At 45.7% G+C, this 19,825-nt stretch carries 24 protein-coding genes and 1 pseudogene; 14 read left to right on the top strand and 11 right to left on the bottom strand.

Annotated features, from left to right (window positions below; genetic code table 11):
• Both VIM88_RS03885 and VIM88_RS03880 read right to left on the bottom strand, forming a co-directional pair.
• Positions 1-398, bottom strand: a pseudogene (locus VIM88_RS03885) (fused protease/ribonucleoside-triphosphate reductase); the annotation flags it as partial.
• Complete coding sequence (locus VIM88_RS03880; protein WP_331861571.1) at positions 398-916, bottom strand: type 1 glutamine amidotransferase domain-containing protein; 519 nt, start codon at positions 914-916, stop codon at positions 398-400. The gene VIM88_RS03880 and the pseudogene VIM88_RS03885, both read right to left, overlap by 1 nt.
• Before the next feature lie 138 nt (positions 917-1,054).
• On the opposite strand from VIM88_RS03880, the gene VIM88_RS03875 reads away from it, so the two are divergent.
• Both VIM88_RS03875 and VIM88_RS03870 read left to right on the top strand, forming a co-directional pair.
• Complete coding sequence (locus VIM88_RS03875) at positions 1,055-1,483, top strand: Hsp20/alpha crystallin family protein (RefSeq protein WP_331861570.1); 429 nt, start codon at positions 1,055-1,057, stop codon at positions 1,481-1,483.
• Positions 1,484-1,682: 199 nt separating this feature from the next.
• Entirely contained in the window at positions 1,683-2,648 is a 966-nt protein-coding gene (locus VIM88_RS03870; RefSeq protein WP_331861569.1) for an MBL fold metallo-hydrolase, read from the top strand.
• A gap of 29 nt (positions 2,649-2,677) precedes the next feature.
• Here the strand turns inward: VIM88_RS03870 and VIM88_RS03865 are convergent, their stop codons facing one another.
• From VIM88_RS03865 to VIM88_RS03855, 3 genes are all read right to left on the bottom strand, one after another.
• Positions 2,678-3,439: an RMD1 family protein gene (locus VIM88_RS03865; RefSeq protein WP_331861568.1), complete on the bottom strand. Its 762-nt coding sequence runs from the start codon at positions 3,437-3,439 to the stop codon at positions 2,678-2,680.
• Positions 3,440-3,498: 59 nt separating this feature from the next.
• Positions 3,499-5,118 carry a cation:proton antiporter gene (locus VIM88_RS03860; RefSeq protein WP_331861567.1) on the bottom strand — a complete coding sequence of 540 codons (1,620 nt, stop codon included), beginning with the start codon at positions 5,116-5,118 and terminating at the stop codon, positions 3,499-3,501.
• A gap of 160 nt (positions 5,119-5,278) precedes the next feature.
• Complete coding sequence (locus tag VIM88_RS03855; protein ID WP_331861566.1) at positions 5,279-5,473, bottom strand: hypothetical protein; 195 nt, start codon at positions 5,471-5,473, stop codon at positions 5,279-5,281.
• A gap of 203 nt (positions 5,474-5,676) precedes the next feature.
• Between VIM88_RS03855 and ppsA the strand changes: the two genes are divergently transcribed.
• Complete coding sequence (gene ppsA / locus VIM88_RS03850; RefSeq protein ID WP_331861565.1) at positions 5,677-8,097, top strand: phosphoenolpyruvate synthase; 2,421 nt, start codon at positions 5,677-5,679, stop codon at positions 8,095-8,097.
• 36 nt (positions 8,098-8,133) lie between these two features.
• Complete coding sequence (locus VIM88_RS03845; RefSeq protein WP_331861564.1) at positions 8,134-9,534, top strand: MBL fold metallo-hydrolase; 1,401 nt, start codon at positions 8,134-8,136, stop codon at positions 9,532-9,534.
• Between the two features lie 62 nt (positions 9,535-9,596).
• Here the strand turns inward: VIM88_RS03845 and VIM88_RS03840 are convergent, their stop codons facing one another.
• Positions 9,597-9,761 carry a hypothetical protein gene (locus VIM88_RS03840; RefSeq protein ID WP_331861563.1) on the bottom strand — a complete coding sequence of 55 codons (165 nt, stop codon included), beginning with the start codon at positions 9,759-9,761 and terminating at the stop codon, positions 9,597-9,599.
• A 92-nt stretch (positions 9,762-9,853) separates the two neighbouring features.
• Positions 9,854-11,026 (bottom strand): Na+/H+ antiporter NhaA, encoded by a 1,173-nt coding sequence (nhaA, locus tag VIM88_RS03835; protein ID WP_331861562.1) that lies wholly within the window; start codon positions 11,024-11,026, stop codon positions 9,854-9,856.
• Between the two features lie 126 nt (positions 11,027-11,152).
• Between nhaA and VIM88_RS03830 the strand changes: the two genes are divergently transcribed.
• The 7 genes from VIM88_RS03830 to VIM88_RS03800 all read left to right on the top strand — a co-directional run bounded on the left by VIM88_RS03830 (position 11,153) and on the right by VIM88_RS03800 (position 15,506).
• Positions 11,153-11,347: a hypothetical protein gene (locus VIM88_RS03830; RefSeq protein ID WP_331861561.1), complete on the top strand. Its 195-nt coding sequence runs from the start codon at positions 11,153-11,155 to the stop codon at positions 11,345-11,347.
• A 1-nt stretch (position 11,348) separates the two neighbouring features.
• Positions 11,349-11,543 (top strand): hypothetical protein, encoded by a 195-nt coding sequence (locus VIM88_RS03825; RefSeq protein ID WP_331861560.1) that lies wholly within the window; start codon positions 11,349-11,351, stop codon positions 11,541-11,543.
• An 80-nt stretch (positions 11,544-11,623) separates the two neighbouring features.
• Positions 11,624-12,064 carry a DoxX family protein gene (locus tag VIM88_RS03820; protein WP_331861559.1) on the top strand — a complete coding sequence of 147 codons (441 nt, stop codon included), beginning with the start codon at positions 11,624-11,626 and terminating at the stop codon, positions 12,062-12,064.
• Positions 12,057-13,745 carry an FMN-binding glutamate synthase family protein gene (locus tag VIM88_RS03815; protein WP_331861558.1) on the top strand — a complete coding sequence of 563 codons (1,689 nt, stop codon included), beginning with the start codon at positions 12,057-12,059 and terminating at the stop codon, positions 13,743-13,745. Before VIM88_RS03820 ends, VIM88_RS03815 begins: the two co-directional genes overlap by 8 nt.
• 87 nt (positions 13,746-13,832) lie before the next feature.
• Positions 13,833-14,399 (top strand): DUF2202 domain-containing protein, encoded by a 567-nt coding sequence (locus tag VIM88_RS03810; RefSeq protein ID WP_331861557.1) that lies wholly within the window; start codon positions 13,833-13,835, stop codon positions 14,397-14,399.
• Between the two features lie 160 nt (positions 14,400-14,559).
• Positions 14,560-15,087 carry a DUF2202 domain-containing protein gene (locus VIM88_RS03805; protein WP_331861556.1) on the top strand — a complete coding sequence of 176 codons (528 nt, stop codon included), beginning with the start codon at positions 14,560-14,562 and terminating at the stop codon, positions 15,085-15,087.
• 8 nt (positions 15,088-15,095) lie between these two features.
• Positions 15,096-15,506, top strand: a complete 411-nt coding sequence (locus VIM88_RS03800) for a hypothetical protein (RefSeq protein ID WP_331861555.1) — start codon at positions 15,096-15,098, stop codon at positions 15,504-15,506.
• Here the strand turns inward: VIM88_RS03800 and VIM88_RS03795 are convergent.
• Entirely contained in the window at positions 15,503-16,657 is a 1,155-nt protein-coding gene (locus tag VIM88_RS03795) for a HAMP domain-containing sensor histidine kinase (protein ID WP_331861554.1), read from the bottom strand. The genes VIM88_RS03800 and VIM88_RS03795 overlap by 4 nt on opposite strands.
• Positions 16,657-17,331, bottom strand: coding sequence for a response regulator transcription factor (locus tag VIM88_RS03790; protein WP_331861553.1), 675 nt, complete (start codon positions 17,329-17,331; stop codon positions 16,657-16,659). Before VIM88_RS03790 ends, VIM88_RS03795 begins: the two co-directional genes overlap by 1 nt.
• Positions 17,332-17,433: 102 nt before the next feature.
• Here VIM88_RS03790 and VIM88_RS03785 point away from each other — a divergent pair, with 102 nt between their 5' ends.
• Together VIM88_RS03785 and VIM88_RS03780 are read left to right on the top strand one after the other, a co-directional pair.
• Positions 17,434-17,820: a hypothetical protein gene (locus tag VIM88_RS03785; RefSeq protein WP_331861552.1), complete on the top strand. Its 387-nt coding sequence runs from the start codon at positions 17,434-17,436 to the stop codon at positions 17,818-17,820.
• Positions 17,821-17,902: 82 nt separating this feature from the next.
• Complete coding sequence (locus tag VIM88_RS03780; protein WP_331861551.1) at positions 17,903-18,187, top strand: hypothetical protein; 285 nt, start codon at positions 17,903-17,905, stop codon at positions 18,185-18,187.
• 91 nt (positions 18,188-18,278) lie between these two features.
• On the opposite strand, the gene VIM88_RS03775 is transcribed toward VIM88_RS03780, so the two are convergent.
• Both VIM88_RS03775 and VIM88_RS03770 read right to left on the bottom strand, forming a co-directional pair.
• Positions 18,279-19,055, bottom strand: a complete 777-nt coding sequence (locus VIM88_RS03775; protein ID WP_331861550.1) for a helix-turn-helix transcriptional regulator — start codon at positions 19,053-19,055, stop codon at positions 18,279-18,281.
• Positions 19,056-19,142: 87 nt separating this feature from the next.
• Positions 19,143-19,448: a c-type cytochrome gene (locus tag VIM88_RS03770; RefSeq protein WP_331861549.1), complete on the bottom strand. Its 306-nt coding sequence runs from the start codon at positions 19,446-19,448 to the stop codon at positions 19,143-19,145.
• Between the two features lie 147 nt (positions 19,449-19,595).
• Between VIM88_RS03770 and VIM88_RS03765 the strand changes: the two genes are divergently transcribed.
• Positions 19,596-19,825: hypothetical protein (locus VIM88_RS03765; protein WP_331861548.1), on the top strand; the 230-nt coding region annotated here is incomplete at its 3' end.

Below are 19,825 nucleotides of genomic sequence, written 5' to 3'. Positions count from 1 at the left end.
GTGTCCACCGCGCCGCAGTTGTTCAGTGCGGCACTGCCACGTTCATAGATGTACTCCGTACCCATGATCCACAATCCGCGCCCGGGAGGCAGCCATTTCATCTCGAACATTGTTGTCGCGAGCTTTTGGGCATAGCGCTGCCATTTTGTCTCATCCCACTCCAGGGCGTGCTGCAGGTAGTGATCTTTTCTTATCGACATCACCCCGTTGATCACCCGTATGACCGTATCTGCCCAGTGCTCCTGTGTACCGTCAGGTTTGATCCGGCTGTAGGTACGGTAATAGACCGCTTCACCGAATCCCTGAAAACCGAACTTTGCTTTTTTATCAAATAGTTTACTGCAAAATCCTTCTTCGAGCGCGAACCGTTCCCGTACCCATCTATGCGGCTGTTCCATTATCTTTTAGAGGCTGCAGCATCCAAATGGTCTTGAATGGCTTCCATAAAAGCAGTGAGGTCCGAAGGCTGCCTGGACGTAATGAGGTTTTTATCTATGACCACGCTTTGGTCCTTATATATCGCACCGGCTTCTTTTAGCTCATCAGCGATACTTTTGTACCCTGTGGCCACCCTTCCTTCCATTAAACCGGCAGAGATCAGTATCTGCGGTCCGTGGCATATGGCGGCAACCAGTTTGTGCTGGTCAAAAAAATGCTGGGCAATTTCCAGTGCCTTTGCCTCTTTGCGGAGTGCGGAAGGTGCCTTGCCGCCGGGAAGGACCAGCAGATCATAGATATCAGGATCTACTTCATCCAGTGCCATAGCGGCATCTATACTGTAGCCATGTTTTCCGGTGACCTTGCCTTTTTTTATAGAAGCTATATCCACCGTAGTGCCTGATCTTTCAAGCGTTTCATAGGGGATCTCTAATTCGGAATCTTCAAAAAGGTCTGCAGTGATGATCAAAGCTTTCATGATCTTCTCCTTGTAAAGTTTGGTAATCGATCGTGCTAAAGTATAACATATTATGCGTTGCAAATTTTGTGAAACTACTTGACATTTATAGACTATAGTTATATAGTAATATTATAAACAAAATAAAAAGGAGCACACATGTTATTGACCAAATTTGACCCTATGAGAGAGTTTAGAGATCTCGAAGAGAGATTGTCGAGTGCATTGAACCTGCCAGACACCAGCAGCGAGTTCGCAAGCTTCAAACCCTCTGTAAATACTAGAGAGGGCGAGTATGCCTATCATATCGAGGTGGACCTTCCCGGTGTTAAAAAAGATGACATCGATGTAGATATCAAAGATGATGTCCTGACGATCTCAGGCCAGCGAAAAACGAAAAAAGAGGTCAAAGAGAAAGACTATTACAAGATGGAGAGTTCTTATGGAAAGTTCCAAAGAAGTTTTACGCTGCCGGACAACGTAGACACGGAAAACATAGAAGCAAATTCAAAAGACGGTGTACTCGAAGTGGTCATACCGAAAATGGAAAGAAGCAAAAAAGAGACCAAAAAGATCAAGATAAAATAGAATATCAAGATCAAATAGAATATCGGGCTAAAAAGGATAAAGAGAAAAAAGACCTCTTTATCCCTTGACCCGGAAATGACGGTCACATTACGCATTAAAGATATACTACAATCATTTATCTACCCCCTATTGAAATTATATTTACGTTAAGATACTTGAAAAGAGAGCAATTGAACTGCATCTGACAAAGGAGAATAGTTTGGAGCTGACATTTTTGGGTACGAGTGCAGGTAAACCTACCAAAGAGAGAAATGTATCTGCCATGGCACTGCAGTTTGAGCAGGACAACAAATGGTACCTCTTTGACTGCGGTGAAGCGACACAGCATCAGATCTTGCGCAGCAGGCTCTCCCTTGGCAGACTTGACACGATCTTTATCACCCATATGCATGGGGACCACTATTATGGACTGCCGGGATTGTTGAGTTCCAAAAAACTAGACACCGCGTTCAGACCCCTGAGGATCTATGGACCCAAAGGTATCAAAAAATTCCTCGACTGTACGTTGGACCACTCATTGGAGAATCTGGGGTATGTATTGACGATCATCGAATTTGAAGCCGATGAGACGTACCGGTTTGACAGGTTCGATCTGAAGGTCCTGGCACTGGAACACTCTGTTGAGAGTTTCGCCTTCTCTATCAAAGAAGATGCGATCACCAACAAGATCAATGAAAAAAAACTGAGGGAGATAGGACTGGAGCCTTCACGGCTTTACGGAGAATTACAGAAAGGACATAGTGTCACTTTTCAGGGAAAGTTGCTTGAACCCAGGGAGTATATGCTTGAACCCATACCGGGAAGGTCGGTGATCATAGCCGGAGACAACAGCAGGCCGGATGTGCTGGGTGCCTCTCTTGAGGGGCTTGACCTGCTGGTGCATGAGGCCACCTACACGCAGGAGGCCTACGATCATCTTGCCGTGAAAGTGATGCATACCACGGCTAAAGTGCTTGGGGAGACCGTTGAGAGATACCATGTCAAGAACCTGATCGCCACCCACATCAACCCCAGATACAACACAAAGAGTGACACAGGTGTAGAGTTGATCCATGATGAGATACGGTCTCTCTACACTGGCAGGCTCTTCATCGCAAATGATCTGGACGTTTACCGTTTGGGAAGGGACGGTACGCTCAAGAGAGTCCATACCTATAAGCGCTAGGGCATAGGACCTTGCTGAGGATACCTAACTTATAGGTCATATCCGATGAACAGTACGATCTCGATCGCAATGAGAATGATAATGATCCATTCCAGCGTGCTGCTGTGCTTGTGGTTCTGTTCATCGGCCAGAATGTTCAATATCTCCTGTATGACACCCATTTTTCTGTTAAGGATCTCGATACGGGGCTGAAGCTCGAGGTATTTGCGCATACTTTGATAGTAGATATCCAGTTCGGGATATTCCCAGAAAAACTCCGGTGTATCCAAAAGTTCAAAATGTAAATAGATGTCCGATTTCGTGATAAAAAGACGGCCTCTTTTTTTTGCCAGTTCCTTACGGCTCATCTTGACCCTGCCGTTCTCTGCCAGGTCCAAAGGAATATGCTCTGTTTCCTCGAGGGTCCTTTTGATGGAGGTTTCGAACTCTTCGAGTTTGATCGACTGTTCGATCGCATAGGATATGGAGAGTTTTCTAAGCTCATCGTCGGAATCCATGTAGATCGTATCGAATTCGATCTTGACAGGCAGGGATTGGGAGATCATGTAGTTGTAGTCTTCAGAGGTCTTGATCCCGGTCAGAGAAGGATGGATCTGTTTCAGGAAATAATCCACCTCTTCAAAGTCCCAGAATATGGCAACACCGTATTTGAATAAAAAGCAGTGATTTCCGTTCTTTTCAAAGATAACCACCTCTTTTAAAACTTTGGCCCGAAATCGCTCCACAGCCTCTTTTTTGATCTTGTCAAAATCAAAACCGTCAGTCAGTTTGTATGCTTTTATGATCCCCATTGTTTGGTTCCTTGATAGTGTTACTGATGATATTATAGACCAAAAACTCTCTTTTAACTTTAATGCATACCTGGAATATCCACTTTCAGGGCTTCTTTGTACATACTCTGTGCCGTCTGTTCCGTTTCAACAAGGATGTGGGTCAGACCGAGCTCCATGAGCATCTCTTTTTCCTGATAGCTGTTGACCTTCACCACGGTCTTGACATCCTGCGATAGTTCTCTTATCGTCTCACATACCAGATACAATTTTTCGCTGTTGCCCAGGGCTATGACCACAGAGGAGGCTTCGTAGATATTCAGGGCTTCGAGAATATGTTTTTGGGCCGCATTTCCGAACACGATAGGTTTTCCCTGTTTCTGTGCATCTTCGACGGTCTTGATATTCTGTTCCACGACAAGATATTTAAGTCCGTTGCGTTCGAGCAATTTGGCGATATGCCTTCCGAGTCTTCCGTACCCGATGATGATCACATGGTCCGAGTAATGTTTGGAAAGACGCGCCATATCGACCGCTTCCCCGTTTTTGGCGGGCATCAAATAGTCCGTAATGGCTGAAATATGCCTGAGCAAGAACGGCGTGAGTATCATCGACAGGATAATGACCACGATCAGTACCTGAGAGGTAGTTGGATCGACCAGTTTTTTCGCACTAGCCAATTCGAAGACCACCAAACCGAACTCTCCGAGCTGAAAAAGAGAGAGGGCACTTTTAAGGGCCACTCTTTTTGATGTCTCAAACTGCAAAAGTAAAAATATCATACTGACCTTCAGTACGATCAGACCTGTCAAAAGCAGGGTGATCAGCAGCACATAATCAGCGATAACGGCAAATTGGATCTGCATCCCTACCGTCACGAAGAAGACCCCCAGAAGCAGATCTCTAAAGGGGATCAGGTCCGCTTCGATCTGATGTTTGTAGCGGGTTTCCGCGATAAGCATTCCTGCCAGAAATGCGCCCAGTGAATAGGAAAAACCGATCAAATGCGCGATGCTTGATGCAGCCAGAACCAGAAAGAGAATGGAACCTATGAAGATCTCATGCGAACTGATCTTCGTGACCTCAAACAAAAACGGCTCAAGCAGGTATTTCCCTGTCAGCCAGAGCAGTATGAACAGACCGATCGCAGCGACCAGGGTCTGAAGCAAGATCGAATGTACGGGAATATCTTTTACCGAGAAGATCGTGATCATAAGAAGGATCGGAATAACCGCCACATCCTGGAAGAGCAGGATCCCAAGTGATCTCTGTCCGTACTCCTGATTGATGTCACCGCTCTCATTGAGCAGTTTCAGCACGATCGCAGTAGAAGAGAGTGCAAGGGCGGCGCCAACGATCACGGCAGCATTGCTGTCCAGGCCAAAAGCATACATGGCGATCATCGTGATCAGTGTGGCCGTGAGTATGACCTGTAGTCCGCCATACAAAAATACTTCCTTTTTCATCCGCATCAAGTGTTTGACGGAAAACTCCAGACCGATGGTGAACATTAAAAAAACGACACCGAATTCACCGATCAGTTTGAGGTCATGGGAGTTTGTGGCATCATGCAGCCCGAATAGATAAGAAATAATGGTACCTGTAGCGATAAACCCTATGATCGTAGGAATTTGAAGTTTTTTTAAAAAAATATTTAAAAAAGTCGCGATACCTATAGCTGCAACAATGATTTCTAGCATGTTTAGATCCCGATCCCTTTGATAGTTTGAGAATATCTTCTTCTATATAATGATTTTATCTATTTTTTTTTGACAAAGAGGTGAAAGAGGATCGAATGTTAGGAATATAGCCGGGGTATCCAAGCAGGAATACGCAGTTTGGGTCACAGGCCTGCAAGCATTACTTTTTACTGACTTTGTTTGGCCTGTAATAGGTTTTTTTGGTTTTCGGGTTTTCGGGACCTCTAAAAGCGGCATCCTTCTCATCCCAATTTAATTTTTTGGCCTGTTCTTCATAGGGCATACCGAAAAAAAAGAAAATAAAATCCCAAATTTTAATGAAAAACTTTTTGATAAGCGTAAGCAGATATTTCATGATCATCCCATTGACTTTTTTTTAAGTTTACTCCCTTTTGTTTATAGTTTCATTAAGTTTGTCAGACTTTTTTTCCCACAGCCTGCATAAACATTACACATACGACAGTTATACTAAAATAAATGCGTCATTCGGAACAGGGTGAAAAGCGAACAGTTTGATTTTATGGTTTAATTGGAATACAATAGCCAAAAGGAGTATGCATGTCACAGTATATCAAATGGTTCAAAGAACTTGGCATCAAGGATGTTGAGCTGGTTGGCGGTAAAAATGCCTCTTTGGGGGAGATGTACCAAAAGCTTACGAAAGAGGGGATACGCATCCCCAACGGTTTTGCGATCACAGCAGATGCATACCGCATGATACTCGATAGGAATGATGCATGGAAGAAGCTGCATGCCCAGCTCGATACGATGGACCCCGATGATGTGACACAGCTGCAGAAGAGGGGGAAGCGCTGCAGAGAGATCATCCATGCGTGCGAACTGCCTGAGGAACTGATAGCACAGATACGCAGCGCCTACGAAGCGTTAAAGGCCGAATATGGAGAAGAGGTGACCCTCGCGGTCAGAAGCTCTGCGACCGCAGAAGACTCTCCGGAAGCCTCGTTCGCAGGGCAGAACGAGAGTTACCTGAACATAGACGGATTCGATGCGCTCCTGGATGCCTACAAACGCTGCCTGGCTTCCAATTTTACCGACCGTTCCATACACTATAAATTCGTCCATGGATTTGACTATCTGAAGGTCTACCTCAGTGTGGTGGTGATGAAAATGGTCAGAAGCGACCTCGGCGAGAGCGGGGTGATGTTCTCCATCGATTCGGAGACGGGTTTCAAGGATGTCGTCTTTATCAATGCAGCCTACGGGCTGGGTGAGAATATCGTGCAGGGGACCATCGAACCGGACAGTTTCTATGTCCATAAGCCTACTTTCAAAAAAGGGTACCGAGCTGTACTGAAGAGGAGGCTGGGCGATAAAACGCTGAAAATGGTCTTTGATGATGCGGTAGGCAAAGGGATCATTGCGCCTGAGTATACAAAGAACATAGAGACGTCCCGTGAGGAGAGAAACAGATTTTCGATCAGCGATGAAGAGGTATTGACCCTGGCAGGATATGCCATGAAGATCGAAGACCACTATAGTGAAGAGGCAGGCTACGTGAAACCGATGGATATAGAGTGGGCAAAAGACGGTCTTGACGGGCAACTTTACATCGTGCAGGCGCGTCCGGAAACGGTCGAGTCGAGAAAAACAGGCACGATGATAGAAGTCTACAGGCTCAAGGATCGCAGTAAGGTACTGGTCGAAGGCCAGGCCGTAGGGATGAAGATCGGTTCCGGGATCGTACGCAAGATCACGGATGTGACAAAACTGCATGAATTCAAAGCCGGGGATGTACTGGTGGCAGAAACGACAAGTCCGGACTGGGAACCTGTCATGAAAATAGCCTCCGCTATCGTGACGGAAAGCGGGGGAAGAACCTGTCATGCAGCCATCGTTTCCAGAGAATTGGGCATTCCGGCCATAGTAGGTGCCAAAAATGTCCTCGAGATACTGGAAGAGGGACAAGAGGTCACCGTCAGTTGTGCCGAAGGAGAGAGAGGGGTCGTATATGAGGGAGTGCTTGCGTTCGATGTGACCGCTACAGATCTCAGCAGCCTGCCTAAAACGGACACGCAGATCATGATGAACCTCGGCAATCCCGATATGGCCTTTTCACTCTCTTCTCTTCCTGTAGACGGCATAGGGTTGGCGAGAATGGAGTTCATCATCAACACATTCATCAAAGCCCACCCCATGGCCCTGATACATCCTGAAAAACTGGATCAGGAGACGAAAAAACGGCTATTCGAACTCACCGCCGGGCATGAAACACCCGAAAGCTTTTTTATTAGTACGCTCTCGGAAGGCGTGGCAAGCATCGCCTCTTCGGTCTATCCGAATCCCTGTGTCGTCAGAATGAGCGACTTCAAGACCAACGAGTATGCGACACTGCTTGGAGGCGCGTACTTTGAAGCAGAGGAGGCCAACCCCATGATCGGTTTCCGCGGGGCATCACGCTATACCCATCCGGCGTATGAAGAGGGGTTTGCACTGGAGTGTGCGGCCATGAAACGCGTCAGGGAAGAGATGGGCTTTGATAATGTCATTCTGATGATCCCCTTTTGCCGCAGGGTGGAAGAGGGCGAAAGGGTACTGGAAGCGATGGCAAAGTACGGCCTTAAGCGGGGTGAGAACGGGCTGAAGGTCTATGTCATGTGTGAGATACCGAACAATGTCATTCAGATCGATGCATTTTGCGGACTTTTTGACGGTATCAGTATCGGCTCCAATGACCTGACGCAGCTGACACTGGGTGTCGACCGTGATTCAGAGATCGTTGCCTTTGACTACGATGAGCGGGATCCCGGTGTCATGAAGATGATAGAGATGGCCGTAGAGGGTGCGAAACGCAACCAGAGACACAGCGGCATCTGCGGGCAGGGACCTTCTGATTATCCTGAAATGGCAGAAGCGCTGGTAAAGATGGGCATAGAGTCCATCAGTTTAAATCCCGACACGGTGCTGCAGACCATAGAGCATATCAGTGGACTGGAATCTCAGCATAAAACAACCATTTAAGAAGTACAATAGAACAGATAATCTAAAGGAGTCATGATGGCAACAGTAACTTCATACGGAGCGGCAGAGGTAGTAACGGGATCCTGTCATTTGCTGGCGATTGAACACGGACCCAGTATTCTTGTAGACTGCGGCATGTTCCAGGGGCCTGAAGAAGAGCGAAATTACGGCAGGTTCGGTTTTGATCCTTCAGAGATCAGTTATCTTTTTATCACCCATGCACACCTTGACCATGTGGGGCGTATACCCAAACTGGTCAAAGAGGGGTTCAAAGGGGTGATCTATGCAACGGAAGCCACACGTGACATTGCAGAGATCATAATGCTAGACAGTGCCAAGATCATGAAAGAGGATTTTGAGACCAATTTCAGGAAGGCACAGCGGCGCGGCAATGAAGACGAGGTCAGAGCGCCGCTTTATGACGAAGACGATGTGGAAGCAACGTTCGATCTGGTATGGGAACATCCCGAATATGACAGCACTGTTGAAGTGCAGGAGGGGCTAACCGTGACCTTCCGTGATGCCGGACATATACTGGGAGCAGCCTTTATCGAGATCACTTACAAAGAGGACGGCGTAGAGCGGACCATTGTATTTTCCGGTGACATAGGCAATGACAATACGATGGTAATGCAAAATCTGCAGAAGTGCAAGCATGCCAATTATCTCTATGTGGAATCCACCTACGGGGACCGTAACCATAAAGATGTGGAAGCGAGCATCGTAGAGTTCAAACGTGTGGTCATCGATACCTTGCGTGACTGGGGCAATGTACTGATCCCCTCTTTCGCTGTGGAGCGTACACAGGAGATCCTGTGCATTTTAAAAGAGATGCATGACAGAAAAGAACTTCCCCAGTGCAAGATCTTTTTGGACAGTCCGATGGCCACACGGGCGACCGAAGTCTACAACAACTACAGCCATCTGCTCAGCAAGCAGTGCCAGGATTACAAAAAAAGAGACGGTACGGTCTTCGATTTTGAAAACCTTATCTATACGCCTGACGTCAAAGCATCCAGGGCTATCAATGATGTGGACAGCCGTGCCATTATCATTGCAGGCAGCGGTATGTGTACGGGCGGAAGGATCATCCATCACTTCAAGAACCGTCTCTGGAATCCCAAAAATGCTGTCATCTTTGTAGGGTACCAGGCGGTAGGCACTCTGGGACGTCATATCGTTGACGGGGCACGCTGGGTCAAGATCTTTCATGAGGATATCCTGATCAAAGCCAGTGTCTATACGATCAATGGCTTTTCTGCACATGCGGACCAGGACGGCATCATCAAATGGATCTCGCAGATGGAAGATCTTTATCGTGTCTATCTGGTACATGGGGAAGAGGATAAACAGGTTATTTTGCGCAGTGTGATAAACAATGCCCTGGAGAAAAAAGCCCATATTGTGGAGCCCGAAGAAGTGATATACCTTGGATGAATCAGATCGGTTTTCCTTCACGCTATCCGTTCTAGCGGAAGGATAGGTGAGGAAAAGCGCAGTTATGCCTTCTGCTTTTCTTTTTTAGCCTTTTTGGCCTGCTTTTCTGATTTTTCTTTCTTTTTGTAATCTTTGATATGCTTTTTGATCTCTTGTTTCAACTCTTTTTTAAGCATACTGTCCATCTGTTTCTTGATGTATTTTTTAACTTGCTTTTTCTCGATCATTCCAAATCCTTTCATTATTTTAGGTCTCTGCCTTATATATGATAGGACAAAAGAACTTTAGAATGTATGAAACAGCAAGCCGGGCCGTTCCTTTATTTATTCGTTTTGATCCGTAAGATGATGTACCCTGCGGTAGCGGACATGAATGATCCCGTAAGGATCGCAAGTTTGTCTGCATAACTATAGGTCAGTGCATTGTCGTAGGCGAGGGCATCGACAAAAAGACTCATGGTAAACCCTATACCTGTCAGGACGCTCACGCCGTAGAGCATGGTCCAGTCACTGTCCTTAGGCATAGGGGCGATCTTCATTTTTATCGCAAGCCATGAGAAACCAAATACACCTACCTGCTTACCGATAAAGAGACCGAGCATGATCCCAAGAGGCACAGGACCGGCCATCTCTTCTATCGAGATATCTTTGAGATCCACACCGGCATTCACAAACGCAAAAAGAGGGAGGATAAAAAAGGCAACCCAGTAGTGCAGGTCATGCTCCATCTCTTTTGCCATGGAAAATCTCTCTCCCTGCTTGTTCTTGGAAGTGAGCGGTATCATAAACGCGAGCGCCACACCGGCAAGGGTGGCATGCACCCCTGATTTAAGTACCGAAACCCACAATACGATACCAACGACAATGTAGGCGGATTTGATAGCAACATTCATACGGTTCATGATAAAGAGCACCATCAGAGAGATCCCCGCTATGGCTATGGAAACAGAAGAGAGATCGGCAGTATAGAAGAGTGCAATGATCACAATGGCACCGAGGTCATCGATAATGGCCAATGCCATCAAAAAGATCTTCAGAGAGACAGGGACCCTGTTGCCAAGCAAAGACAGAATACCCAAAGCAAAAGCGATGTCGGTCGCTGTCGGGATGGCCCAGCCGTTCATAGCGAAGGATTCACCTTTGTTAAAAGCGATGAAGACCAAAGCCGGTACCAGCATACCACCCAGGGCAGCGATCACAGGCAGTGAGGCCTGGGAGAGGGATGAAAGGTGCCCCTCGTTGACCTCGCGCTTCACCTCTAGCCCTATAAGAAAGAAGAAAATGGCCATCAGTCCGTCATTCACCCATAAAAAAAGCGGTTTGTCTATCTGTAGGTCACCAAAGCGTATCTCTACGGGAGTATGCAGGAAACTTGAGTAGAAACTGGACATGAAACTGTTCTGCAGCAGCAGTGCTAGGATCGTAATAAAGATAAGTATGATCCCTGAAGAAGACTCTTTTTGGATAAATTCTTTGAGAAATTGTGTTGGCATGTATCGTTCCTTTTTTTGATGGCGCTATTTTAACTTATTTTTACTGATTTTTACTAATTCAGGGTAAAGGTGCGTTATATTGACAATATCTGTAGATTGGCTAAAATAAGCAAAAAGGATGGAATCATGAAACAGAAAATAGAAGAAGTGATCAAACAGGTAGAGGGGTCTGATAAGATCGCTGTGGAGAACAAGCCCTTGATCCTGGAAAAGCTTCATGAGTGGAAAAACGAAGAGAAAGTGGTGAATGACGTCGCGGTGCGGTTTGAAAACTGGTGGATGGAGATGGAGCCTATCTTCGCAGAGCTGGGATGGATCTGATTTGACGGAGATATATACCCAATACACCTATGAGAAAAAGTGGCAGAAGACCAGCGAAAAAGAGGCACTGCGCATCATAGCGGAAGAGATGCCGGAGACCGATGCAGAAAGCACGCTGAAGTACATCCTCTCCCAGATAGAAAAAGGCAAGACCGTCACGCTCGGTGAATGTCGTTTCAGGTCCACGGCAGCTTAGGTTCCTTTACACACTGAATACACACCCATAGAGATATACTTGAAAGATGACGTGTATTCAGTGTGACAGGGAGAGTATGTATGCGAAATGTTTTCAGTGAGCTTGCTGTACTTTTATCGTATCCTGCGAATCTGATCCTTTTGGCACTTCGTCTGCTTTTGGCGTATGGCTTTGCCACGCCTGCACTGCTGAAGATAAATTATCTGAAAGATACCATCGCCTGGTTCGAAACCCTCTCTATCCCCTTGCCGGCCTTGACCACCTATCTGGTCTCAGGTATTGAGACCATCGGTATAGTGCTTCTGGTCCTGGGTCTATTTACCCGCTACATCTCTGTACTGCTTGCATGTGTGATGATCGGTGCCATATTCTTCGTCCATGCCGGCAATGGATTCTCCGTTGCGAACAACGGCATCGAAATTCCTCTTTACTATCTGCTGTTCTTTATGATACTGATGAGTGTCGGTGCAGGGAAGTACAGTCTGGACAATGTACTCTTCAAGGATAAAAAAGATGAATGATAAAAATATATTCAGCTCTTTTTCTCTGCTTGGATCAGAGTGGAGTATATTGGTAAAACTTCTGCTGTTGGCACTGTTGTTCGTGATGGTCTCTGTGGCGATCTATGACAGGTATATACAGAGGAAAAATCAACTGCTTATCAACTATCCGCTGATAGGTCGGATGAGATACTTCTTTTACCTGTTGCGCAATCCCATGCGTCAGTATTTCGGTGATGAGACCTTTTACGACTCTTTTGAAAAACTGGACTGGATCAACAAGGTATCGGAGGCCAAAAGTCCCTACCTCTCTTTTTCACCGACCACGCCTTACACCAACCAGAAGACCCTTTTCAAACATGCCAACCTTGTTAAAGAACTGGGTGAAGTGGATGAAACATTTTCTGTCACGTTCGGTCCGAACAGAAGGGAACCCTATGTAAGCAAAAGTATCATCGGGCGTTCGGCCATGAGTGACGGAGCGATCTCCCCGGAAGGGACACGGGCATTTTCCATAGGAGCCCATAAAGGGAACTTTCCCATTAATACCGGAGAAGGAGGACTCACTTCCAATTTTCTGGCTCCCCTGAACCTCTCTGGATGTGTCAGCACCTGTCTTGAGATCAAAAAAGGCACCTGGTTCGCCAAAACGGTGTATCATCTGTTAAGATTTCTCACCAACAGAGAGGTCTCGCAGCGTGTCTATAGAAGGATGGTGGTACGACAGAAGGACAGAGGGACTTTTATTTTTGACAATGAAAAGCTGCACTATTTTCGTGTAGACTGGTCCAAACCTCTGGACGCTTTTCCTGTGCAGGTGCCGGAGGGTGTACCCGATATCACTTTTCAAATGGGAAGCGGGCTTTACGGCGTTCGGGATGCTGAAGGCAGGTTTGATGAAGTACGTTATCAGAAAGTGATGTGTTTTTGCCGTATGACAGAGGTGAAACTCGCACAGGGCGCCAAGCAGACTGGAGGTAAGCTTTTAGCTGTCAAAGTAAGTGATGACATCGCCTACTACAGAGGGGTGCCTGCCCATCAGGACCTTATCAGCCCCAACCGTTTTCCCTATGCTGACAGTTTGGAAGGTTTGTTCGATTTCATTTCCAGGCTGCAGGAGCTTTCAGGCAAACCGGCAGGATTTAAGATAGTCATCTCGACCAAGCAAGAATTTGAAGCCTATGCCCAGGTACTCAAAAACAGAAAAGAGGCAGGAAAGAATATCCCGGATTTCGTGACCATAGACGGCGGTGACGGCGGTTCTGCCACTGCACCGCTTGAAATGATGAGCAAGATAGGATTGCCTATTCGGGAGTCATTGCTCATAGTCACAGAAGTTCTAGCCAACTATGGCTTACGTGAAGATATCAGGATCATCGCTGCAGAAAAAGTATTGACCCCTGATGATATAGTAGAGCTTTTATGCTATGGTGCAGACTTTGTCAACATTGCCAGAGGGTTTATGATCTCTGCCGGATGCATACGGGCAAGAACTTGTTCCGGAGCGGGAGGACATCATTGCCCTGTAGGACTGGCAACGATGGATGAGATCAAACGAAGCAAGTATCTCGTTTTGGAAAAGTCCAGACATGTAGCCAATTATCATAAGGAACTCATCCAGGGGGTACGTTCACTTTTGGCAGTGATGGGGAAAACGAGCCCGGGTCAATTAAGCAGAGATGACCTTATATTTCACCATTAGATATAATTATCTTATTATCTTAACACTTCCTTAACACTTCTACCTTATACTGTGTTTGTGATTATAAAACATTCTAAAAGGAAGAATATGAAGAACAACACCAACAGCCGTAGGAACTTTTTGTCTAAAATGCTAATTACAGGAATGAGCGGAGTAGCACTGCTGAGCAGTACTGCAGAGGCCAAAGGGAAGAAAGATACAGCACCTGTATTGACCGAAGAGCAGAAAGATATGCTCTTCTTCATCTATCAGGAAGAGAAGGTTGCCAGAGATGTCTATATCACCCTGGGTAAACTCTACACGGATGAAAACACTTTTGCCTCTATTCAGATATCAGAGCAGAGACATATCGATTCGGCCAGAGGGTTATGTGAGAAGTACGGTGTGAGCATCGACGGTGTGGATGAAGCGAGTGTGGGTAATTTCGTCCTGCCTGTACTGCAGGAGCTTTATGATACCTGTGTGGCAGAGGGTGAAACGTCGCTGCTGGATGCACTGAAAGTAGGTGAGCTGATAGAGATCACCGATATCGACGACCTGGAACATGCCTCTGTGGGTATGCCGGCAGATGTGGTAACTGTCTTTGAAAACCTGAAAGAGGGAAGCCTCAGTCACCTTGACGCCTTCACCGCTGCGATCGCACGCGAGCAGTGATCGGTTTGCCTGAAGTGCTTGTGAAGTGTGAACTGCATGCTTCACACTCTCTTCATACTTCTACCTTATACTGCGTTTGTCATTAAAAAATATTCTAAAAGGATCAATAATGAAGAATAATAATACTAATACAAATAGCCGTAGAAACTTTTTAACCAAAATGTTAGCGGTAGGAGCATCAGGAGCAGCACTGCTTTCTTCTGCTGCCTATGCAGAAGAGGTGACTGAAGAGACGACCGTAGTACTTACCGAAGAGCAGAAAGATATGCTCTTTTTCATCTATCAGGAAGAGAAAGTTGCGAGAGATGTCTATATCACCCTTGGTAAACTCTATACGGATGAAACTACGTTTGCCTCCATTCAGATCTCAGAGCAGAGACACATCGATGCTGCCAGAGAACTGTGTGTGAAGTACGGCGTGAGCATCGACGGTGTCGATGAGGCGAGTGTGGGTAACTTTGTACTGCCTGTACTGCAGGAGCTTTATGATACCTGTGTGGCAGAGGGTGAAACATCACTGCTGGATGCACTAAAAGTCGGTGAGATGATCGAGCTGACAGATATCGACGACCTGGAACATGCCTCTGTGGGTATGCCGGCAGATGTGGTCAGTGTCTATGATAACCTCAAAGAGGGAAGCCTCAGTCACCTTGACGCCTTTACCGCTGCCATTGCACGTGAGCAATAAGAGATACCATGCCTGGCGATAAGTCGAACCTTGAACCTGCTGAGATCATCGGTCTCTACTATAAGGCACTCTATAGCGGTGATCTCGTTTCAGTGAAAGCATTGATGACCCGTGAGTCATACATCATGACCCTTGAAACATTTGGTCTGAGGCTTGCACTGAGAGATCCTGATTTCAAGGCCAAACTGAAAAAGATAGAAGAGGATCCGGCTGCCCTTGAGGAAGTGGAAAAGAGACTCTCTTCTGATCTTCTTTCAAGAAATCTCTCCCCTGATATAACGATAGTTTCCGTATCCAAGAACGGCGATACAAGAGAAACGGTCGAATATACGGAAGACGGGAAAAGCAAAAAACTCTATTTTTCAAAAGAAGAAGAGGGCTGGAAGATCAACTACTATGCAGGACGCAAAATAGACTAGTCCGGAAGGACCAGTCTAAATTCACTTCCTTTCGAAGGCGCTGATTCCAGTTCTATTCTGATATGGTACTCTTTGCAGATCTGACTGACGATGTCCAGTCCCACACCAAATCCTCCCTGCAGTGTATTGGTCGATCTGAAACGCTTGAAGATGTTTTTCTGATCTTCTTTTGATATCCCCAGACCATAATCTTTTACACTCAAATACTTCTCTGTCAGCACCAGTTCTATACGACCGCCTTTTTTAGAGAACTTGATCGCATTGGAGAGCAGGTTGTCTATCAGCAGGATCAGCTTTCGTTTATCCATATTGATATGTCTTTCCACCAGTTCCTGCTTCACCTGCAAGGCTTTGAACTGTATCAGTGTATCCATATATTTTACTCTCTCCAGGACCACCTCTTTGATGCTGATCGGTGTATCTTCATACTCTATATAATCATGGAATGAAGCAAAAGAGAGGTCTCTGTAGAGGCCTGAGAGTGTTTTGGTCGCTATATCGATGCGATCGAGCGAACGGAGCTGTTTGGCGTTCAGGTTCTCTTTGTCCATATGTTCATAGCTCATCAGTATCGTGCTGATAGGGGTGTTCATCTCATGCGTGGCATCTTTCATGAACTTGGTCAGCGCAGCAATGGACCTTTTGACAGGGTAGAGCATGATCCTTGCCAGCAGAAAGGCGACCAGCAGCAGAAAAGCAAACCCATAGACCGCCACACGGATGATCTGCTGCAGTACTTCATCAAGCTTGCTGGTATCAAGCGCTTTTGCAATGACTATGTATTTGACACCGAGATACTCATTAAAAAGCGATTCGACAAGATAGTATTTGCCTTCATGGTCATAAAAGAGTTTTGAGAAGTCTATCGTGCTGCTCATAAACGTGGAAGCGATCAGTTCCCTCTGGTTGTCATAGAGGGCGATGTCATACCCCTCATCATAAAAAGTGAACTGTTCGCTTTGGTTCATATGGTAGTATTCCAGCTGTGCATTGATACTTCTTGCTTTATAGCGCATTTCCAAATGCATTTTATCGATCAGGAGTTTTTTCCGGTCCTCATAATAAAGATAACCGATCCAGGTGGCCAATATGCCCAGTGAACCCAGGTAGACCACCATAAAGATGATAAGACTTTTGGTACTGGCACGCATCAGTCGGAAGCTTTCATTTCAAACCTGTACCCCAGTCCTCTGAGGTTGTGTATCATGTCTTTGGAAAGGTGTTTTCTCAGGTTCTTTATGTGGGCTCTCAATGATTCTGCCGAAGAGGTTTCATCATAATCCCAGAGCACAGTGTAAAGATCCTCAAAGGTGATGATCTCATTGGGGTGTTTCAGGAAGTGCTTGAGCAGTTTGAGCTCTTTCTGCGGCAGAGAGATACTCTCTTCGCCCACATACAGAAGTTCTGTCTCTATGTCAAAAGAGATGTCCTTGTCTATCTCTATCATGTTGGAACGCTGTTGTGTGTAGGAGCGTTTCTGGATGTTCTTGATGCGCAGAAGAAGCTCTGCGAGTTCAAAAGGTTTTTTGAGGTAGTCATCCGCGCCACTTTCGAAGCCTTTTGAAACATCTTCGATGTCATTGAGCGAGGTCACAAATATCGTAGGGGTGGCATCGCCGTTGTCGCGCAGTGTTTTGAGCAGGTCGAACCCTTTGATCGCCGGTACATTGACATCGAAGATATAGAGGTCATACTTCGTTTCATAGGCTTTGTCCAGTGCTTCTTCGCCGTCATAGACAAGGTCCAGCTCGAAATCATTGTCTTCAAGGTACTCAGACATGATGTCACCCAATCCTATATCATCTTCCAATAATAAAATTTTCATAGGCACTCCTGAAGATTATTATAGCACACTGGGGAAACAGTACTTCATACTTTTTTCATACATTTTTACTATAATGGTAAAAAATTAAGAAAGGTGTCAATCATGAGATATAAATATATACTCCCTACACTTTGTATATTTGGCACCCTGTCACTTCATGCAGAGGAAAAGGGGCTCGGCAGTATCCTTGAGCAGGCCGGAACCAAGAAGGTGCTTCCAAAACCGGAACCTCAGAAGCAAGAGTCCGTCAAGCAGTCACGCTTTGTATTTAAGGACGAGTATGATGCCAACGGTATCGGATCCAAAGAGGAGGACGCTCCAAAGAACAGATCAAAAACCTATGACTATGACAATAGATCCAGGTTCGAGTTCAAGTTCAACGACGGCTCGCAGCAGAGCAACTTCGTAGGCGGCTCAATGGGCGGCGGCATGGGTGGATCAGCAGGTGGCGGTGCTCCGGGTGGCGGAGGCGGAGGAGGGCGAAGATAGTCTCCTTTCGCTTCATACTCACTTCACACTTTTTTTCTATACTTTTTATGTAATAAACAAGAACTACATTTAAAGGAATACCATGAAAAAGATCTTCATCACTTTCGGTACGGCAGCACTTCTTGCTTCACCTTCACTTTTTGCAGCGCAGGACAGTCTTCAAGAGCATCTACAAACGCAGCAGAAGCTGCAAACGCAACAGCAGAAAAGACTAAAAGATGGCAGCGGAAACACGTACAGAAATGAATATAAATACCAAAATGAACACCAGTACCAATACAACGGGAGCAATCCGGGCAGATCAGGTGCAGGTTCAATGGGCGGATCCATGCGTGGCAGCGGTGGCGGTGGCGGCGGACGTCGCTAAAAGAACGATCATCCAACCATGATCAAAGGGTATTTGTGCAAATACCCTTCCTCTCAACCTCTCAATACTCATCCAATTTTAAATACAATGGCTATAAATGCCCATTCAGCTTGTTGTACAGCTCTATCTTTGAATTGACATTATACTTGTTAAAGATATTTCTCATGTGCGTTTTCAGCGTATTGGTCGAAATATGCAGTGCATCAGCGACTTCTTGGTAGCATGCACCATCCAGCACATAATGTACGATCTTCTTTTCCTTTGGCGTCAGCAGTTCCAACTTTTCGTCTATACGCATACATCTGGTGAAGAAGGTACGGTGTTCACTGTCATAAAGGGGCTGCAGCAGGATCTGAAATGATGTCCTGACCGCTTCCAGCTTTTTGATGTCGGCTTCAGCCTCGGACTGGAACAAAAAGCAGATATAGCCAATGATCTCTTTGTTATCAAAAGCATACATCGGCATCATGATGGTCTGTTGCATCTTCAGTTCTGCTTCAAAGGATGCGGCTTCCTTTTTAGTCAATAACCCGTGAAAGAGCTGTGAGAGATCGGTCACTCTGCGGTATTGGACCCTGGAAGCAAAATGTTTTTTGCAGTGCTCTGCAAATTCTTCCCATTTAGAATGTTTTTTATCATCAACATATTTTTTTAAGAGATGCGCAAAATGTCTGTGTTTTTCCAGGATGTAGTCTATCTGGACGGTCTCATCATGATGCATATAGAGTGTAATGATGTCTGCAGCCGATTTTTCAAGGTAAAAATCGATGTTCTGATGCAGCAGGGGTTTGATGTTCCTGCCGTGAATGATACAGGATTGGAGTTCTATGATCTTATGCAGGATCTCAGTGTCGTCTATAGTATTCATTTAAAGGTACTTCCAAAACTTTTTATGTTGTATTCTACCATAGAACTGTTACAGCTTTTGAAACTCGCATGATCGAAGAGCATTTCCCTATTGCAGGCCATGGATATAGGCGGCTAGTTCATCAAGTTCTTCTTTGCTGTGTTTTTTGATAAACGCTTCTTTTGTACTTTTGACAAACCCCATAGACTTTCTTTCGCCTGATGCGATCTCAGCCATCGCTTTTTCTATGCTTTCAGCGGACATACCATTGATCGCTTTGGATCTGCCCATTGCCTTTATATTCCCATTGGCACCGTGGCAGCTTGCACATTTCTGCACATAGATGGTTTGCATGGGTGAGGCAGAGAGAAAGCTTGCCGCCACCAAAAATAATACTCCTGTTCTTCCTAACATCATGCGGTCCCTTTTCTAAATGATCTATTTTTTCATTATAGTACGATTTTGGTAAATAAGTTGTTATTCATTAAAAAAATATTGATCACACGCTATAATAAAACATAATGGTTTTAAAACCGTTTTAATTTGAAAGGGAGAATAAATATGATGAAAATGAATGCTAAGAGTGTGGTGGCAGTCGGTCTGCTGGCATTTGTAGGTCTTACGAGTGAAGTGAAGGCCTTGCCTGCATTTGCGACTCAGACAGGCATGGACTGTAGTGCATGTCACATGCAGCACATAGAAAGACTTAACAAGTTCGGTAGAAAGTTCATGGCTTCGGGGATGACCATCAGCCAAAAGTTCACAGATGAGAACAGCAGCGGTTCGGACAT

The organism is Sulfurovum sp. (assembly GCF_036568385.1).
In the GTDB taxonomy this organism is placed as follows: Bacteria; Campylobacterota; Campylobacteria; order Campylobacterales; family Sulfurovaceae; genus Sulfurovum.
The sequence above is the reverse complement of the archived record's forward strand: the minus strand, read 5'-3'. Positions and strand labels throughout refer to the sequence as shown.

What these genes read in the sequence shown, in the direction of transcription:
- VIM88_RS03865 (WP_331861568.1), bottom strand. Translation starts at nt 3,439, where the DNA reads ATGGGGATCATAAAAGCATACAAACTGACTGACGGTTTTGATTTTGAC.
- VIM88_RS03820 (WP_331861559.1), top strand. Translation starts at nt 11,624, where the DNA reads ATGCGAAATGTTTTCAGTGAGCTTGCTGTACTTTTATCGTATCCTGCG.
- VIM88_RS03875 (WP_331861570.1), top strand. Translation starts at nt 1,055, where the DNA reads ATGTTATTGACCAAATTTGACCCTATGAGAGAGTTTAGAGATCTCGAA.
- VIM88_RS03795 (WP_331861554.1), bottom strand. Translation starts at nt 16,657, where the DNA reads ATGCGTGCCAGTACCAAAAGTCTTATCATCTTTATGGTGGTCTACCTG.
- VIM88_RS03840 (WP_331861563.1), bottom strand. Translation starts at nt 9,761, where the DNA reads ATGATCGAGAAAAAGCAAGTTAAAAAATACATCAAGAAACAGATGGAC.
- VIM88_RS03815 (WP_331861558.1), top strand. Translation starts at nt 12,057, where the DNA reads ATGAATGATAAAAATATATTCAGCTCTTTTTCTCTGCTTGGATCAGAG.
- VIM88_RS03770 (WP_331861549.1), bottom strand. Translation starts at nt 19,448, where the DNA reads ATGTTAGGAAGAACAGGAGTATTATTTTTGGTGGCGGCAAGCTTTCTC.
- nhaA (WP_331861562.1), bottom strand. Translation starts at nt 11,026, where the DNA reads ATGCCAACACAATTTCTCAAAGAATTTATCCAAAAAGAGTCTTCTTCA.
- VIM88_RS03785 (WP_331861552.1), top strand. Translation starts at nt 17,434, where the DNA reads ATGAGATATAAATATATACTCCCTACACTTTGTATATTTGGCACCCTG.
- VIM88_RS03845 (WP_331861564.1), top strand. Translation starts at nt 8,134, where the DNA reads ATGGCAACAGTAACTTCATACGGAGCGGCAGAGGTAGTAACGGGATCC.
- VIM88_RS03790 (WP_331861553.1), bottom strand. Translation starts at nt 17,331, where the DNA reads ATGAAAATTTTATTATTGGAAGATGATATAGGATTGGGTGACATCATG.
- VIM88_RS03855 (WP_331861566.1), bottom strand. Translation starts at nt 5,473, where the DNA reads ATGAAATATCTGCTTACGCTTATCAAAAAGTTTTTCATTAAAATTTGG.
- VIM88_RS03775 (WP_331861550.1), bottom strand. Translation starts at nt 19,055, where the DNA reads ATGAATACTATAGACGACACTGAGATCCTGCATAAGATCATAGAACTC.
- VIM88_RS03830 (WP_331861561.1), top strand. Translation starts at nt 11,153, where the DNA reads ATGAAACAGAAAATAGAAGAAGTGATCAAACAGGTAGAGGGGTCTGAT.
- VIM88_RS03805 (WP_331861556.1), top strand. Translation starts at nt 14,560, where the DNA reads ATGTTAGCGGTAGGAGCATCAGGAGCAGCACTGCTTTCTTCTGCTGCC.
- ppsA (WP_331861565.1), top strand. Translation starts at nt 5,677, where the DNA reads ATGTCACAGTATATCAAATGGTTCAAAGAACTTGGCATCAAGGATGTT.
- VIM88_RS03810 (WP_331861557.1), top strand. Translation starts at nt 13,833, where the DNA reads ATGAAGAACAACACCAACAGCCGTAGGAACTTTTTGTCTAAAATGCTA.
- VIM88_RS03880 (WP_331861571.1), bottom strand. Translation starts at nt 916, where the DNA reads ATGAAAGCTTTGATCATCACTGCAGACCTTTTTGAAGATTCCGAATTA.
- VIM88_RS03860 (WP_331861567.1), bottom strand. Translation starts at nt 5,118, where the DNA reads ATGCTAGAAATCATTGTTGCAGCTATAGGTATCGCGACTTTTTTAAAT.
- VIM88_RS03800 (WP_331861555.1), top strand. Translation starts at nt 15,096, where the DNA reads ATGCCTGGCGATAAGTCGAACCTTGAACCTGCTGAGATCATCGGTCTC.
- VIM88_RS03780 (WP_331861551.1), top strand. Translation starts at nt 17,903, where the DNA reads ATGAAAAAGATCTTCATCACTTTCGGTACGGCAGCACTTCTTGCTTCA.